Raw genomic sequence first — 14,401 nt, forward strand, 5'->3', positions numbered from 1 at the left:
TTCCGTGTCCGACGGAGCCTCTCGGCCGGTTCAGTCGTCGGCGCTGGTGGAGGACGCTCCGGCGGCGTCGCTCTCGGTCGAGCGCTCGGGGAGCATCGGTGAGCCGTCGGCGCGCGGGCCGAGCCGCGGCCCGTGCGGCCCGTCGTCGGGGTCGATCCGGCGCCGGGTCCGGTAGTCCGTCGAGCGCTCCACCGGCGTCCGGCCGATCGCCGTGATCATCTCGACGTAGCCGTCGAACGAGCGGTACTCGCCGTACTGGCCGCCCGCGCGGCTCGTGATCTCCTCCGAGAGGATGGTTCCCATGAAGTCGTCCGCGCCGCAGTTGAGCAGCTTGAGGCCGTGGGCGTCGCCCGACTTCACCCACGAGGCCTGGACGTGGTCGACGTTGTCCAAGAACAGTCGCGCGACCGCGATCACGAGTTCGTCCTCGGCGTGTGAGGGCCCGGAGTCGACGACGCCGCGCCGGTAGAGGGGGGTGTTCTGATGGATGAACGAGAGCGGAACGAACTCCGTGATCGCGCCCGTCCGGTCCTGAAGGTCGCGGATCACCTTCAGGTGCCGTGCGCGGTGTGCGACCGTCTCGACGTGGCCGTACATCATCGTCGAGGTCACGTCGAGGCCGGCCGCCGCCGCGCCCTCCATCGCCGCCACCCAGTCGCCGGTGCGGATCTTCCCCGGACAGATCACGTCGCGGACCTCGTCGACGAGGATCTCGGCGGCCGTGCCGGGCGCGGAGTCGAGCCCCGCGGCCGCTAGCTCCCGGTACACCGCCTCGTACCCCCAGTCGGTGCCCCGGGAGGCGTGGTACGCCTCCTCCGGGGTCATCGAGTGGAGGTGGACGCCGCCGACGGACATCGCGTCCAGCTGTTCGACGTAGGTTCCGGGGTCGGTGTCGTAGACCGCCGGCGGCTTGTAGTTCACCTCGCTCTCGGGGTCGTCGTGCGCGGCGAGCACCTCGTGGTGCTCCTCGTTCAGCGCGAACGCCGGGTGGAGCCCCGAGACGGAACACACCTCGTAGACGCCCATGTCGAGGGCGTCTTCGACGACCGCGCGCGACTCCGCCGGCGTCTTGGTGAACCCGGCGTGGTCGGCGTCGCTGTCGGCCTCGAACGCGTGCGCGGAGTCCTTGAAGTTACAGAACAGACACCCCGTGTTACACGCGGTCGTGACGTTGTTGTTCAGGTTGGCGACGAAGGTCACCTCGTCGCCGACCTCGTCGCGCCGCCGTCGGTCGGCCGCCTCCAACACCGCCTCCTTGCGGACCGGATCGATCCCGTCCGCCTCGGTGCCGGTCGCGAGCAGTTCCGTCGCGTCGGCGACGGTGAGCCGTTGCCCGTCGCGGGCCTTCGCCAGCGCGTTCTCGAACGACTGGTCGGTCGCGGGATCCGCGAAGCCGAACTCGTTCGCGTCGCTCGTCGGTCCGCTCGCGCCGGAGTCGCCGCCCGAACTCATCGCTTAACGCTCCCGGTTCCACCGGTATAAACGGGCGGGTCGTGACACCCCGCCCCGCGTCGGTCGACGGGTGTCTCCGGAGAGCGTCCGACCCGTTCAAGCGATGTCGCGCTCCTCGCCGGCGTGCGCGCGGACCCACAGCGCGCCGATCCGCGAGAGGCTCGTGCGGTACGACTTCCCGTGTTCCTCGCGCTCGATGTACCCCTTCCCGCCGGGGCCGAGCCGGTCCACGTTGTAGATGACCTTCGAGCGAAACGAGTCGGTGTACTCCTCGTTCAGTTCGGCCGCCAGCGTCTTGGCCAGCTCCGAGACGGACTCGAACTCCCCGTGTTCGCCGAGCGTGAAGAGGACCAGCTCCTCGAACGGCTTGACGTTCTGGAAGGAGGCGACCGGCAGTTCGATGACGTGGCTGTCGCCGATGCGCTTGGCGCCGATGGTGGTCCCGCGCTCGTCGAACTCGGCGAGCAGGTCGGTGGTGCTCGCCAGCCGGTCGGCGACGCGGTCGGGGTCGACGCCCGCGTCCGCGAGCGCCTCGTCGTCGGCGGCGTCGAGGTCCCCGAGGAGGTCCCGCGTCGCGCGCAGCTCCTCGGCGAGCTCGGTCTCCAGGTACTTCTCGGGGGCCGTGTAGTAGGTGTGGATGCGGTCGCGGTCCGCCTGCCGCTCGACCATGATCGAGTGGGCCGCCGTCGCGAACGCGAACGAGACCGGCCGCGGCATCGAACAGAGGTTCACCCACACCTCGCGCTCGTCGGGGGCGTCGCCGTCTTCGGTCGGCGCCTCCTCGCGGTCCAGCTCGGCGTTGATCAGGTCGAAGGCGCGCTCGAAGGCGGCGTCGTAGTCGTACACGTCGTCCAACTGCTCGCGGACGGTCTCCGCGCCGAGCAGGTTCTGGAAGTCCTGTTCCAGCTTGCGCGCGATGTTGCGCGAGTACTCGACGTTGGCCTCGCTGCCGACCGTCCCCTCTAAGAGAATCACCCGGTCCACGTCGAACTGGTCCCGGATGAGGGGAGCGATCATCCGGTCGTAGTCGAACCCGACCGGGACGATGTGGGTCTGCATACCCGGACCGTGGGTGTGGATTTATAAAAACCACCAGATCGCTCCGGAGTCCGAGCCGGCGGCCGGCGGTTCCGTCGGTCCGCGATCACCACTGATCGGTCTCGACGCGGCCCGAGTCGGACTTCGCCCGTCGTCCGGCCGATCGAGGGCGACGGCCGCGTTCGGCCCGAGCCGAAAACGACGAGTTCGCGTCGGAACGCGCGCTGGCGACATATGTAGTAAATTTAGCAACAGTTAATACTGACACTCGCTTGAATACATTAACTTAGATCACACCCCAATATGATGTCTATATCGACACTATGGCCCGTGCGTATCGAACGACTCGACACGCGATACGCACACGGCGGCGGCCTCTGTGTTGTCACGGCCCTGCTCGCGTTCTTCGGAGTGGGACACGTGTTCCGACCGATCAGCGAGCCCGGCTCCTCCGGTCTCAAGGCGGGTATCATCACCGTTCTCGTCGCGCTCGTCTTCGGAACCGTCGGGGCTACGAACCGCCGGAGCGGGACCGACGCCCAGTTCCGAACGGCCGTGCGCGTCGGCGCGGCGTTCGGTGCGTACGGATTCGGCATCGCGGCCCTCATCTCGGCGGCGCACGCGCTCGGGGTGGGAGCGGCACTGGACTGGAGCTTCACCGTCGCTATGGGCGGGCTGGCCGGACTGGCCGTCGGCATTCCGATCGGTGACGGGTACGCGAACCTACAACGCGAAAAGCGGGTCGCGAGCCGACGAAAGGCACGATTACAGCAGGGGTCGCGGCGCATGGAGATCCTCTACCGCGTCGCGCGGCACAACATTCGGACGGAGGCCAACATCATCCTCGGGTACACGGACCTCATCGAAGCGACGGGCGAACACGGCCCCGCCAACGAGTACACCGACACCTTACGCGTACACGCGTCCCGACTCGAAGCTATCTCGACGAACGTCCATCGGCTCCGCCGCATCTGGGAAACGTCTGACGAGACCGTCGAAACGTCCATCCGCTCGCTCACCGACCGAGCGCTGTCGGCGAGCGGGCTCTCCGACGCCGAGCGCCTCACGCTGTCGTTGGACGACGACGCGATAGTCGCCTCCCACCCGTTCGCCCACTGGGCGCTCGAAGAGGCCGTCGACAACGGCTTGACGCACACCGAGAGCGACACAGCGGTCACCGTCCGAACCGAGAACCGCGACGGCTACGTCCGTTTGATCGTCGAAGACGAGGGTGCGGGCGTCCCGTTGATCGAAGTCGAGTCACTGGGGAACGAGACCGAATCGCAACTGACGCACGGTCAAGGGCTCGGCTTACAGGTGATCTACTGGGCCACGGCGGGCGCCGGCGCTTCGCTTTCGATCACGAACCGCGAGTCGGGCGGGACGAGGGTCGCGATGGAGTTCCCCGTGGTGCGGTCCGAGCAACCCGGGCCGGACTCGGGCTCGACGGCCGCTCCGACACCGGCGCGCTAACCGTCGCCTCCCGTCCGGAACGACAGGTCGAGCGCCGGCGCGGAGTGCGTGAGCCCGCCCATCGAGATCACGTCGACGCCGGTCGCGGCGTAGTCCGGGACGGTCTCGACCGTGATCCCGCCCGAGGCCTCGGTCAGCGCGTCGCCGTCGGCGCCGGCCACGCGCTCGGCCGCCGTCGCCGTCTCCGCGGGCGCCATGTTGTCGAGCAGGACGACGTCGGCGCCGGCCGCGGCGGCGCGCGCGGCGGCGTCCGGACCCTCGACCTCGACCTCGACGTTCGTCGCGAAGGAGGCGCGCTCCCGGAAGCGATCGATCGCCTCGGTCAGCCCCAGCTCCGCGACGTGGTTGTCCTTGACCATGACCATGTGCGAGAGGTCGAGCCGATGGGTGTCGCCGCCGGCGGCCGCGACCGCGCGCTTCTCGACCCCGCGGAGCCCGGGCGTCGTCTTCCGCGTCGCCGCGACCCGGACGTCCGGGTCGACCTCGCGGGCGGACGCGACCGCGGCGGCGGTCCGCGTCGCCACCCCCGAGGCGTGGGCCGCGACGTTCACGGCGACGCGCTCGCCGCGGAGGACCGCTCGCGCCGGTCCCGCGACCCGCAGCAGCGCGTCGCCGGGCTCGATCGCGGTCCCGTCCGCGACGCGCTCGGTCACGGTCGCGTCGAGGTAGTCGAACACGGCGCTCGCGGCGTCGACGCCGGCCGCGACGCCGGGCTCTTTCGCCACGAGCCGGCCGCTCGTCTCGCCCGGCACGTCGTTCGTCACGTCGTGGTGCCCCACGTCCTCGCGGAGCCAGCGCTCCACGTCGGCGTCGGCGAGCATCAGTCGTCGGCCGCCGGCCCGTGCTCGGCGGGCTCGGCGTCGTCCGCGACGTAGTGCGTCCCGACGCTCTCGTCGTTCGCCAGCGCCTGTCGCGTCACCAACAGCGCCGTCACGGTCGCGTTGCGGAGCTCGTACAGCGAGCGCGAGGTCCGCGTCCGGACGTAGGAGTCGACCTCGCCCTTGAGCCGCCGCAGGACGCCGAGCGCCCGCCGGAGATCGGCGGGGTCGCGCTCGATCCCGACGTGCGCTCCCATCACTCGGCGGAGCCGCCGGAACTTCTCGCGAGCGAACGCTGACGGGAGGTCGGGGTCGCGGTCCAGCAGGTCCGGGGGCGCGACGCGCCCGGGCTCCGCCGGCGTCCCGTCGGAACCTGCCGCCTCGGCCGCGTCGGCGCCCGCCCGGAGCCCCCAGACGAGCCCTTCGAGGAGGCTCGTGGAGGCGAGGCGGTTCGCGCCGTGGACGCCGGTCCGCGCGCACTCGCCGACCGCGTAGAGTCGGTCGAGGCTCGTCCGGCCGCGGTCGTCGACGGCGACGCCGCCGCAGAGGAAGTGCTCAGCGGGCGCGACGGGGATCCCGTCGGTCGGGTCGACGCCCCGGTCGTCGCACTTCTCGGCGAGCCCGGGGAACGCGCCCGAGAAGTCGAGCGCTCCCACGTCGAGGCGGACCTCGCCCGTGGCGTCGCGCTCGGCGGCCACGGCCCGCGAGACCACGTCGCGCGGCGCGAGTTCGGCGTCGTCGTGGTACTCCGGCATGAACCGCTCGCCGTCGCCGTTGCGGAGGATTCCGCCCTCGCCACGGACCGCCTCGCTGACGAGGAACCCCTCCTCGTCCGGGCCCGCGTCGTACGCCGTCGGGTGGAACTGGACGAACTCCATGTCGGTCACGTCGGCGCCCGCCAGCGCGGCCATCGCGACCCCGTCGCCGGTGGCACCGCGTGGGTTCGTCGAGCGCGGGAACAGGTCCCCTATCCCGCCGGTCGCGAGCACGGTCGCGCCCGCGTACACCGGGACGCGGCCGTCGTCCGACGCCACGACGGCGCCGTGGACGCGTCCCTCGCGCGTGACGAGCTCCAGCGCGGCCGCGTCGTCGACGACCTCGACGCCGTCGCGCCCGTCGAGGTGGTTCAACAGGGGGACGTGGACGTGTTCGCCCGTCGCCGCGCCCACGTGGAGGATCCGGTCCTCGCTGTGGGCGGCCTCGCAGCCGTAGTCGAACGCGTCGGCGCCCGCCTCGCGGTCGAACTCGACGCCGAGCGTGTCGACGAGCACGTCCCGGACGGCGTCGTCGGCGTTCTCGACGAGCACGTCGACCGCGTCCGGGTCGGCCGTCCCGTCCGACGCCGCCAGCACGTCCCGCTTGAACCGCTCCGGCCGGTCGCGCGCGACGGCGATCCCGCCTTGCGCCCACCACGACGCGGCGTCCGCGGGGCGCGTGGCCTTCGTCGCCACGACCACTTCGCGGCCCGCGCGGGCCGCGGCGAGCGCGGCCGTCAGTCCGGCGATCCCCGAGCCGACGACGAGCACGTCCGCGGTCTCGTGGCCCGTCATCTCACACCTCCAGCATGCGGTCGAGCGCGACGCGCGCGAGGTCCTTCTCCTCGGGCGCGACCTCGACGACGTTGCGCTCGCGCCCGGCGGCCAACTCCTCGAGCACCCACGCGAGGTAGTTCGGATCGATCTGGCGCATCGCGTTGCAGTCCATACACGCCTCGCCGCACAGCGGGACGACGTTCACCTCCGGGTGCCACCGCTGGAGGTGGCGGGTCAGGTGAACCTCGGTCCCGATCGCCCACGTCTCGCCGGGGTCGGCCTCGGCGACGGTGTCCCGGATCGTCGCCGTGGAGCCGACCACGTCGGCCGCCTCGACGACCTCGCGGCGACACTCGGGGTGGACGACCACGCGCGCGTCCTCGTGGTCCGCCCGGACCTGCTCGACGTGCGACGGGTCGAACCGCTCGTGGACCTGGCAGTAGCCGTCCCAGAGGATCACGTCGTTGTCGACGACCGCCGCCGCGTCGGCCGACGCGGCGTCCCACGGATCCCACTCGGCGGTCTCGCCTTCGAGTCCGAGCCGGTGGGCGGTGTTCTCCCCGAGGTGCTTGTCGGGGAGGAACAGCACCTTGTCGCCCTCGTCGAGGGCGTACTCGAAGGCGCGGTGCGCGTTCGAGGAGGTGCACACCAGCCCGCCGTGCTCGGCGCAGAACGCCTTGAGGTCGGCGTAGCTGTTCATGTAGGTGACCGGCACGACGTCCGCGTCGGTCGCGGCCGTGAGCTCCGCCCAGGCCGCGTCGACCTGGAGCGCCTCCGCCATCCCCGCCATCGGGCACGACGCCTCCATGCTGGGGAGGACGACCGTCTGGTCGTCGTCGGTGATGATGTCGGCGGACTCGGCCATGAACGTGACGCCGCCGAAGACGACGTACTCCGCGTCGGCCGCGGCGGCCTCCTTGCTCAGTTGGTAGGAGTCGCCGACGAAGTCGGCGTGCTCGACTATCTCCCGTCGCTGGTAGTTGTGGCCGAGGATGACCACGTCGTCGCCGAGCGCGTCCAGCGCGTCTTCGATCCGCCGCGTTCGCTCGGCCTCGTCGAGGCCGCGGTATTCGGGCGGAAGCTGTTCGAGATTGTCGTATTTGAAGAGACTGAGTTCGGTATCGAACTCAGCGGTTTCCATTGCCGGCATTCTGGGTCTCCGTCGGGTACCTGTTCACAGAACTGTATAGTGAAAAAATTTTGTCTTCAATAAGTCGATCCGATTGACTTCAAATTCTCTAACCCCGATCAGAACTGCTCTTTCCGAACGGTTCACCCGGTCCGATTCGGAGGTCTCGTCCTCGGCTCACCGTGCGAGCGTCGTCCCGACTCGCCGAGCGAGCGGTTCTCCGTGATTCGTCGAGCGAGCGGTTCCCCAGCGATTCGTCCGACGAGTGCCGGTTTCCCCCACGATTATGCCGTGTCATCTCGTACCAACATACGGTATGTCACAGCAGGAAGTCCAACAGGAACTCCACGTCGACCAGTACACGCTCGGGCTCGTCGGGCCCGATCAGGAGTGGGCGGGCACGGTCGCGGACGGCGGCACGGTGACGACGTACACCCCGCCGGGCTGTTGGGGACCGATGGTGACCCCCTCGTTCCGCGGCGGCCACGAGGTGACGCGACCGATCCGCGTCGAGGGGGCCGAGGTCGGCGACGCCGTCGCGATCCACATCCGCGACGTGGAGGTGACGAGCATGGCGACGAGCACCGGGTCGATGGCCGAGCGCGACGAGGCGTTCGGCGACGACCCGTTCGTCGACCACCGGTGCCCCGAGTGCGGGACGACGTGGCCCGACTCCGTCGTCGAGGGCACCGGCGAGGACGCGATCCGCTGTGCGGAGTGCGGCGCGAACGCCTCCTCGTTCGGCTTCGAGTACGGCTACACCGTCGCGTTCGACCACGAGAACGCGGTCGGGGTCACGCTCGACAAGGAGGGCGCTCACGAGCTCGCGACCGACGCCGAACGCGTGATGGACATCCCCGAAAACGCCCGCCAACACCCGATACTCCTGTACGAGCCGGACGGGATGCCCGGCACGCTCGGCCGTCTCCGGCCGTTCATCGGCAACATCGGCACCACCCCGCCGGTCACTATGCCGGACTCGCACAACGCGGGCGACTTCGGACAGAACCTCATCGGCGCCGACCACGACTACGGCGTCGAGACGGAGGCGGACTTGGAGCTACGCACCGACGGCCACATGGACGTGCCCGAGGTCCGCGCGGGCGCGACGCTGATCTGCCCGGTCGTCGTCGACGGCGGCGGCGTCTACGTCGGCGACCTCCACGCGAACCAGGGCGACGGCGAGCTCTCCTTGCACACCACCGACGTGAGCGGGACGGTGACGATGGACGTGGAGGTGATCGAGGACGTCGACCTCGACGGGCCCGTCCTCCTCCCGAACGAGGAAGACCTGCCGTTCATCAGCGCGCCCTACAGCGACGAGGAGGCCGCGGCCGGGTCGGCGCTCGGGGACGAACACGGCGTCGACGTCGACACCGACGCCGCGCCGCTCCAGGTGATCGGTTCCGGCGCGACCGTCAACGACGCCACGCAGAACGCCTTCGACCGCGCCGGCACGCTGCTCGACATGAGCGAGGGCGAGGTGCGCGGCCGGTGTACGTTCACGGGCGGCGTCCAGATCGGCCGACTCCCCGGCGTCGTCCAACTCGACATGCTCGTCCCGACTGACGCCCTCGCCGACTCCGGCCTCGACGACGTGACGCGCGAACAGTACGGCCTGTAGACGGCGCCACGGCCGGACGGCGGTCGGTCAGCGGAGCGATCGGCCCCTGCCGGCGGTCGCCCGCGACGGCCCGGGCGGAATCCGTCTCGTCGGCCCCTGCGACTCCGCCAGTCGGCGCAGCCGTTCGACGCGCTCGTCGGTCGAGGGGTGCGTCGACAGCCAGCGCTCGGCGGGGTCTTCGGTCCGCTTCTGCGTGGAGAACGGCGCGAACGGCCACGTCGGCTCGGTCGCGCGCTCGATCCGGCGGAGCGCCCGCGCGAGCGCCATCGGGTCACCGGTCACCTCGGCCGCGCGGTCGTCGGCCGCGAACTCCCGCCTGCGCGACCGCGAGCGGGCGACGAGCGTCGCGAGGACGAACCCGGCGAACAGCCCCCCGGACAGCGCTCGGTGGAGCCGCGCGAACGGTCCCGAGCGGTCGCCCGGCCGCCCGCGGATCCACGCCGAGGCGGCGGCGAGTCCCGACAGCGCGAGCAGCGCCGGTAGCGCCGCGACCGTGGCGACCCCGACCACCGAGCGCCCGACCCCGTCGGCCATCGCGATCGCGAACCCGTCGTTCCCCTCCAAGTGCGCCAGTTCGTGGGCGAAGATCGCCTCGATCTCTCGGGGCGAGAGCAGTCGGAACAGCGACCGGTCGATCACCAGCGCCCCGCCGTCCGCGCGGCCGCCGACCGCGAACGCGTTCGGCGCGCGGGCGTCGGTGACGTAGAGGGCCGGCCGCTCGACGCCCGTCCGGGCCGCGAGCGAGTCGATCCGCCGGTGGAGGTCCGGCGCCCCCTCCCGGGGAACGCGGTCGCCCTCCAGGTTCGCGAGGATCTGCGCGGTGCCGACGCGATAGCTGAGGTACGCCGATCCGACGGCGAACGCCGCTAGCAGCGCGATCAGGACCGGGAGGTCGGGACGGGCGGCCCAGACGGCTCCCAGCGCGTCGGCGACCAGCAGCGCCGCGGTCAGGTACGCGGCAAGTAAGGCGACGCCGACGACCGCCGCGGCCGCGCGGAACGCGAGCCGAGCCATGTTGCGAGGTAGGCGTCGCGCGGCAAACAGCGTTGCGGCCGGCCGGTGCTCGGATGGCAGAACGCGCGTCTAGGCAGTTGCCAGTTCCGGGTCCCCCACCCGCTCCCGCCGAAAGGAAAAGCGGTAATTCCCCCGCGCCGAAATTCGGTGACATGGACGCACGCGTACGCGAACACGCCGAGATCATCGCCGACCACTCCACCGGCATCGAGTCGGGCGACGACGTGGTCATCCAGATGCCGAAGGAGGCCGAGGACCTCGCGGTCGCGCTCCACGAGGTCTGCGGGGACCGCGGCGCCAACCCGGTGTATCTCAACTACTCGAAGCGCGCGCAGCGCGCCTTCAAGCGCTCCTCGGAGGAGTTCTCCGAACCGAGCCATCGACGCGCCCTCTACGAGGAGGCCGACGTGTTCGTCATCGCCCGCGGCGGCGCCAACGCCACCGAGGACGCCGACATCGAACCCGACACGAACGCGGCGTACAACCGCGCGATGGAGGACGTCAAGCGGACCCGCCTCTCGAAGACGTGGTGTCTCACGCAGTACCCGACCGCGAGCCACGCGCAGCTCGCCGGGATGAGCACCGAGGCGTACGAGAACTTCGTCTGGGACGCCGTCTCGCTCGACTGGGACGAACAGCGCGAGTTCCAGTCGAACATGGTCGAGATCCTCGACGACGCCGACGAGGTGCGCATCAAGTCCGGCAACGAGACCGACCTCACGCTCGACGTGTCGGGCAACTCCACGCTCAACGACCACGGCGAGGCCAACCTCCCCGGCGGCGAGGTGTTCACCGCGCCCACGCGCGACGGCGTCGACGGCGAGGTCCATTTCGACCTCCCGCTGTACCGCTACGGCCGCGAGATAGACGGGGTCCGGCTCCGGTTCGAGGGCGGCGAAGTCGTCTCGCACTCCGCCGAGCGCAACGAGGAACTGCTCTCCGGCATCCTCGACACCGACGAGGGCTCCCGCCGGCTCGGCGAACTCGGCATCGGGATGAACCGCCAGATCGACCGGTTCACCTACAACATGCTGTTCGACGAGAAGATGGGCGACACCGTTCACATGGCCGTCGGCTCCGCGTACCCGGAGACGGTCGGCGAGGAGAACGCCGTCAACGAGTCCGCCGAACACGTCGACATGATCGTCGACATGAGCGAGGACTCCGTCATCGAGGTCGACGGCGAGGTCGTCCAGCGAAACGGGACCTTCGTCTTCGAGGACGACTTCTAGCGACCGCCGCCGCTCCGAAACGCGGCCGCGCCCGCCTCGGGTCGACCCGGGCGCCTCAGTCGGCCGCCGTCGCCGCTCCCGTCGCGCTCCGCCGGATGAACCCGACGTAGGCGATCAAGAGGACGCCGAACAGCCCGACGGTCCCGACCGCGGCGATCCCCGGGTAGTTGACGAGTGGCGCCATCACCGTGTCGGGGGCCACGACGGCGTCGAGGACGCCGGTGGCGACCGACAGCGCAAGCACCGCGAGCCACATCGTTCCCACCGCGTACCCGAGTTCGACGAGCCGACCGGTCCGGGCCGCGTGCGCGACGACGACGCCGCCGCCGACGACGGGGAGCGCGACGAGCGGGTTCGTCGGATCGGCCAGCAGGGCGCTGCCGCCGAGCGCGATCGCCGTCCAGTACACGGCGACGGCGACGACGGTGCGGAGCGGATCGGAGATGAACACGGTCCGTGGGTTCGCCGGGCCGCCACAAAACGACCGGGGTGTGCGTCGGACCGACCGGACGCACCGGTCGAACGAGCGCGAGCGTCCGCTGAAACACGCGAAAACCCGGTCAGACGTGCGGAAACGCGTTTCCCCGATCGAAGAGCTGTTCGTCACGTCGCGCGCTGCGTTTATCATTCGAGACCGCGTACGTGGACGTATGCCCGAGAAAGTGCTCTTCAAGTCGGAAAGCCGCCGAAGCCGCGAATCGATCGCCGCGTACCTGCGAGCGGTGGCGGACTCGCTGGACGCCGGCGACGCGATCACGCTGACGCAGGGGGGAGAATCGACGACCCTGGACCCGCCCGCAGAGCCGACGTTCGAAGTGAAAGCCGAGCGCGAGGGCCCCGCCGAGGGGTCGGGGGAACTGAGCGTCGAGTTCGAGATCGAGTGGGACGAAAACGCCGACTCGGCGGGTGCGGACGGCGAGTTACAGATCGAGTAGTCGCCGGCGCGGTGTCGGCCCGACTTACGGTACTTCGCCGGGGACCTCGACGAACGCGTCCCGGGCGGAGAGGTGATCGAGCGTGTCGTCGACCTTCAGTCGCACGGACTCGATCCGGTCGACGAGCTCCTCGTACTCCTCGGAGCCGGTCGTCCCGGCCGCCTCCAGCGCCGCCTTCTTCGAGGCGAGCGCGAAGAACTTCTGGCTCTGCTCGTCGAACGCGGCGCGGTGGAGGAGGACTTCCACCAGCGTGATCAGGTCCTCTTTGGTCACGGGTTTCGTCTTGTAGTCGTCGAACGGCATCTCGACGATGTCGACGTCGGGCTCGACCGCGGTCAGCATCGCCACGCGGGCGTCGTACCCCTCGCCGCGGATCGCGTCTAACACCTCGTGGCCGGACATGCCCGGCATCCGCCGGTCGAGGAGGACGACGTCGACCGTGTCGTCCATCGCGTCGATCGCCTCCTCGCCGCCGGTCGCGATCCGGACGTCGTACGCCGGGTCGAGATACACCCGGTACAGCTCCGCGAGGTCCGGCTCGTCGTCGACCGCGAGAACGGTCGCCTCCGGATCCTCAGTCATGGGCGGGCCCTCCCGGTCGTCGGCGCTCGGTTCGCGAGTGCCGGACCGGCGCGTCCGCCCGCCGTTCGTGCGTCCATACGCTCCGTTCGTTCCGCCTCAGGTTAAAAACCTCACCTCTCATTATCGTTTTTGATAGGGTCGGCCCTCAGGTGCGTTTCCGGCCGATCTGCGCTTCGACACGGCGCGACCGCCGCGCGCGGTGACGGACGCGATCCGCGGATTCGGCCCGGTCGATCCGACGCGCTCTCCGTGACCCAAAGGCACATTTACGCCCGCATCGTAACCGGACACAACAAATGTCTCACAGCCCCTCACTGCCCGATCGCCCGCGGTTGGAGCTCGACCCCGAGATGAGCGACGCGGAGCGGTTGGAGGCGATCCGCCAGCACTTCCGGCGGATCGTTCACGTGAACGAGGAACTGGAAGACCGTCTCGCGGACGCCGAGGGGCGCCGCGGCGAGTTGAAAGAGGACGTCGAGCAGCTGAAACGCGAAAACGAGGTGCTGAAGACCTCCTCGCTGTACATCGCGTCGGTCGAGGAGATCACCGACGACGGCGTCGTGATCAAACAGCACGGCAACAACCAGGAGGTGCTGACGCAGGCCGCGTCGCGGCTCGACGAGGACCTCCGCCCCGGCGACCGGGTCGCGATCAACGACTCCTTCGCGGTCCAGCAGGTGCTGGACGACGAGACCGACTCCCGGGCGCAGGCGATGGAGGTCACCGCCTCGCCGACCGTCACCTACGACGACATCGGCGGGATCGACGACCAGATCCGCGAGGTCCGCGAGGCCGTCGAAGATCCCCTCGAAAACCCCGAGCAGTTCGAGGCCGTCGGCGTCGAGCCGCCGAGCGGCGTGCTGCTTCACGGCCCGCCGGGCACCGGGAAGACGATGCTGGCGAAGGCCGTCGCCAACGAGTCCGACGCGACGTTCATCAAGATGGCCGGCTCCGAACTCGTCCGGAAGTTCATCGGCGAGGGCGCCCGGCTCGTCCGCGACCTGTTCGAACTCGCCGCCGAGCGCGAGCCCGCCGTCATCTTCATCGACGAGATCGACGCGGTCGCCGCCAAGCGCACGGACTCGAAGACCTCCGGCGACGCCGAGGTCCAACGGACGATGATGCAGCTCCTCTCCGAGATGGACGGCTTCGACGACCGCGGCGAGGTCCGTATCATGGCCGCGACCAACCGCTTCGACATGCTCGACGAGGCCATCCTCCGCCCCGGTCGCTTCGACCGCCTCATCGAGGTGCCAGAGCCCGCGGCGGAGGGCCGCGAGCGCATCCTCGAGATCCACACTCGGGACATGAACGTCGCCGACGACGTCGACCTCGGCGCCGTCGCCCAGAACTTGGACGGGTACAGCGGCGCGGACATCGCCTCGCTCGCGACGGAGGCCGGGATGTTCGCCATCCGCGACGGCCGTACGGAAGTGACGCAGGCCGACTTCGAGCAGGCCCGCGAGAAGCTCCGAGACGCCGACACGGAAGACGAGCAGGTCATCAACTACCAGTACTGACCCCCCGTTCCCGCGTCGAACCGAGCGTTCCGCTCGCAGCGTTCGCGAGCCC

General features: G+C 70.1%; 13 protein-coding genes. 5 read left to right on the forward strand and 8 right to left on the reverse strand.

The genetic code is table 11. The annotated features are described in order from the left end of the window. Positions 1-30: 30 nt before the first annotated feature. Both cofH and ABDZ89_RS14205 read right to left on the reverse strand, forming a co-directional pair. Complete coding sequence (gene cofH, locus ABDZ89_RS14200) at positions 31-1,452, reverse strand: 7,8-didemethyl-8-hydroxy-5-deazariboflavin synthase subunit CofH (RefSeq protein WP_343780225.1); 1,422 nt, start codon at positions 1,450-1,452, stop codon at positions 31-33. A gap of 96 nt (positions 1,453-1,548) precedes the next feature. Beyond that, positions 1,549-2,511 carry an HFX_2341 family transcriptional regulator gene (locus ABDZ89_RS14205; RefSeq protein ID WP_343780227.1) on the reverse strand — a complete coding sequence of 321 codons (963 nt, stop codon included), beginning with the start codon at positions 2,509-2,511 and terminating at the stop codon, positions 1,549-1,551. A 309-nt stretch (positions 2,512-2,820) separates the two neighbouring features. Here ABDZ89_RS14205 and ABDZ89_RS14210 point away from each other — a divergent pair, with 309 nt between their 5' ends. Beyond that, positions 2,821-3,963: a sensor histidine kinase gene (locus ABDZ89_RS14210; protein ID WP_343780230.1), complete on the forward strand. Its 1,143-nt coding sequence runs from the start codon at positions 2,821-2,823 to the stop codon at positions 3,961-3,963. Here ABDZ89_RS14210 and nadC read toward each other — a convergent pair. From nadC to nadA, 3 genes are read right to left on the reverse strand one after another with little or no spacing between them, the layout of a single operon-like run. Further along, positions 3,960-4,784 carry a carboxylating nicotinate-nucleotide diphosphorylase gene (gene nadC, locus ABDZ89_RS14215; protein WP_343780232.1) on the reverse strand — a complete coding sequence of 275 codons (825 nt, stop codon included), beginning with the start codon at positions 4,782-4,784 and terminating at the stop codon, positions 3,960-3,962. The genes ABDZ89_RS14210 and nadC overlap by 4 nt on opposite strands. Continuing rightward, positions 4,784-6,331, reverse strand: coding sequence for an L-aspartate oxidase (locus ABDZ89_RS14220; protein WP_343780233.1), 1,548 nt, complete (start codon positions 6,329-6,331; stop codon positions 4,784-4,786). The genes nadC and ABDZ89_RS14220 overlap by 1 nt, the downstream gene beginning before the upstream one ends. A gap of 1 nt (position 6,332) precedes the next feature. Further along, positions 6,333-7,463, reverse strand: coding sequence for a quinolinate synthase NadA (nadA, locus tag ABDZ89_RS14225; protein ID WP_343780234.1), 1,131 nt, complete (start codon positions 7,461-7,463; stop codon positions 6,333-6,335). 295 nt (positions 7,464-7,758) lie between these two features. Here nadA and ABDZ89_RS14230 point away from each other — a divergent pair, with 295 nt between their 5' ends. Then, complete coding sequence (locus ABDZ89_RS14230) at positions 7,759-9,066, forward strand: acetamidase/formamidase family protein (RefSeq protein WP_343780236.1); 1,308 nt, start codon at positions 7,759-7,761, stop codon at positions 9,064-9,066. A 27-nt stretch (positions 9,067-9,093) separates the two neighbouring features. On the opposite strand, the gene ABDZ89_RS14235 is transcribed toward ABDZ89_RS14230, so the two are convergent. After that, positions 9,094-10,080 (reverse strand): M48 family metallopeptidase, encoded by a 987-nt coding sequence (locus ABDZ89_RS14235; RefSeq protein ID WP_343780238.1) that lies wholly within the window; start codon positions 10,078-10,080, stop codon positions 9,094-9,096. Between the two features lie 152 nt (positions 10,081-10,232). Between ABDZ89_RS14235 and ABDZ89_RS14240 the strand changes: the two genes are divergently transcribed. Beyond that, positions 10,233-11,312, forward strand: a complete 1,080-nt coding sequence (locus ABDZ89_RS14240) for an aminopeptidase (RefSeq protein ID WP_343780240.1) — start codon at positions 10,233-10,235, stop codon at positions 11,310-11,312. Between the two features lie 55 nt (positions 11,313-11,367). Here the strand turns inward: ABDZ89_RS14240 and ABDZ89_RS14245 are convergent, their stop codons facing one another. Beyond that, positions 11,368-11,763, reverse strand: coding sequence for a hypothetical protein (locus tag ABDZ89_RS14245; RefSeq protein ID WP_343780242.1), 396 nt, complete (start codon positions 11,761-11,763; stop codon positions 11,368-11,370). A gap of 199 nt (positions 11,764-11,962) precedes the next feature. Here ABDZ89_RS14245 and ABDZ89_RS14250 point away from each other — a divergent pair, with 199 nt between their 5' ends. Beyond that, positions 11,963-12,247 carry an amphi-Trp domain-containing protein gene (locus ABDZ89_RS14250; RefSeq protein ID WP_343780244.1) on the forward strand — a complete coding sequence of 95 codons (285 nt, stop codon included), beginning with the start codon at positions 11,963-11,965 and terminating at the stop codon, positions 12,245-12,247. Positions 12,248-12,271: 24 nt separating this feature from the next. Here ABDZ89_RS14250 and ABDZ89_RS14255 read toward each other — a convergent pair whose 3' ends face one another. Then, on the reverse strand, positions 12,272-12,829 hold the full coding sequence (locus tag ABDZ89_RS14255) for a response regulator (RefSeq protein WP_343780246.1): 558 nt from the start codon (positions 12,827-12,829) through the stop codon (positions 12,272-12,274). A gap of 296 nt (positions 12,830-13,125) precedes the next feature. On the opposite strand from ABDZ89_RS14255, the gene pan2 reads away from it, so the two are divergent. Then, on the forward strand, positions 13,126-14,349 hold the full coding sequence (gene pan2, locus ABDZ89_RS14260; RefSeq protein ID WP_343780248.1) for a proteasome-activating nucleotidase Pan2: 1,224 nt from the start codon (positions 13,126-13,128) through the stop codon (positions 14,347-14,349). The last annotated feature ends 52 nt before the right edge of the window (positions 14,350-14,401 follow it).

The sequence above is a fragment of the Halorubrum ejinorense genome, from assembly GCF_039522565.1.
GTDB classification, from domain to species: Archaea; Halobacteriota; Halobacteria; order Halobacteriales; family Haloferacaceae; genus Halorubrum; species Halorubrum ejinorense.

What these genes read in the sequence shown, in the direction of transcription:
- ABDZ89_RS14205 (WP_343780227.1), bottom strand. Translation starts at nt 2,511, where the DNA reads ATGCAGACCCACATCGTCCCGGTCGGGTTCGACTACGACCGGATGATC.
- ABDZ89_RS14250 (WP_343780244.1), top strand. Translation starts at nt 11,963, where the DNA reads ATGCCCGAGAAAGTGCTCTTCAAGTCGGAAAGCCGCCGAAGCCGCGAA.
- ABDZ89_RS14230 (WP_343780236.1), top strand. Translation starts at nt 7,759, where the DNA reads ATGTCACAGCAGGAAGTCCAACAGGAACTCCACGTCGACCAGTACACG.
- pan2 (WP_343780248.1), top strand. Translation starts at nt 13,126, where the DNA reads ATGTCTCACAGCCCCTCACTGCCCGATCGCCCGCGGTTGGAGCTCGAC.
- ABDZ89_RS14255 (WP_343780246.1), bottom strand. Translation starts at nt 12,829, where the DNA reads ATGACTGAGGATCCGGAGGCGACCGTTCTCGCGGTCGACGACGAGCCG.
- ABDZ89_RS14220 (WP_343780233.1), bottom strand. Translation starts at nt 6,331, where the DNA reads ATGACGGGCCACGAGACCGCGGACGTGCTCGTCGTCGGCTCGGGGATC.
- cofH (WP_343780225.1), bottom strand. Translation starts at nt 1,452, where the DNA reads ATGAGTTCGGGCGGCGACTCCGGCGCGAGCGGACCGACGAGCGACGCG.
- ABDZ89_RS14240 (WP_343780240.1), top strand. Translation starts at nt 10,233, where the DNA reads ATGGACGCACGCGTACGCGAACACGCCGAGATCATCGCCGACCACTCC.
- ABDZ89_RS14235 (WP_343780238.1), bottom strand. Translation starts at nt 10,080, where the DNA reads ATGGCTCGGCTCGCGTTCCGCGCGGCCGCGGCGGTCGTCGGCGTCGCC.
- nadA (WP_343780234.1), bottom strand. Translation starts at nt 7,463, where the DNA reads ATGCCGGCAATGGAAACCGCTGAGTTCGATACCGAACTCAGTCTCTTC.
- nadC (WP_343780232.1), bottom strand. Translation starts at nt 4,784, where the DNA reads ATGCTCGCCGACGCCGACGTGGAGCGCTGGCTCCGCGAGGACGTGGGG.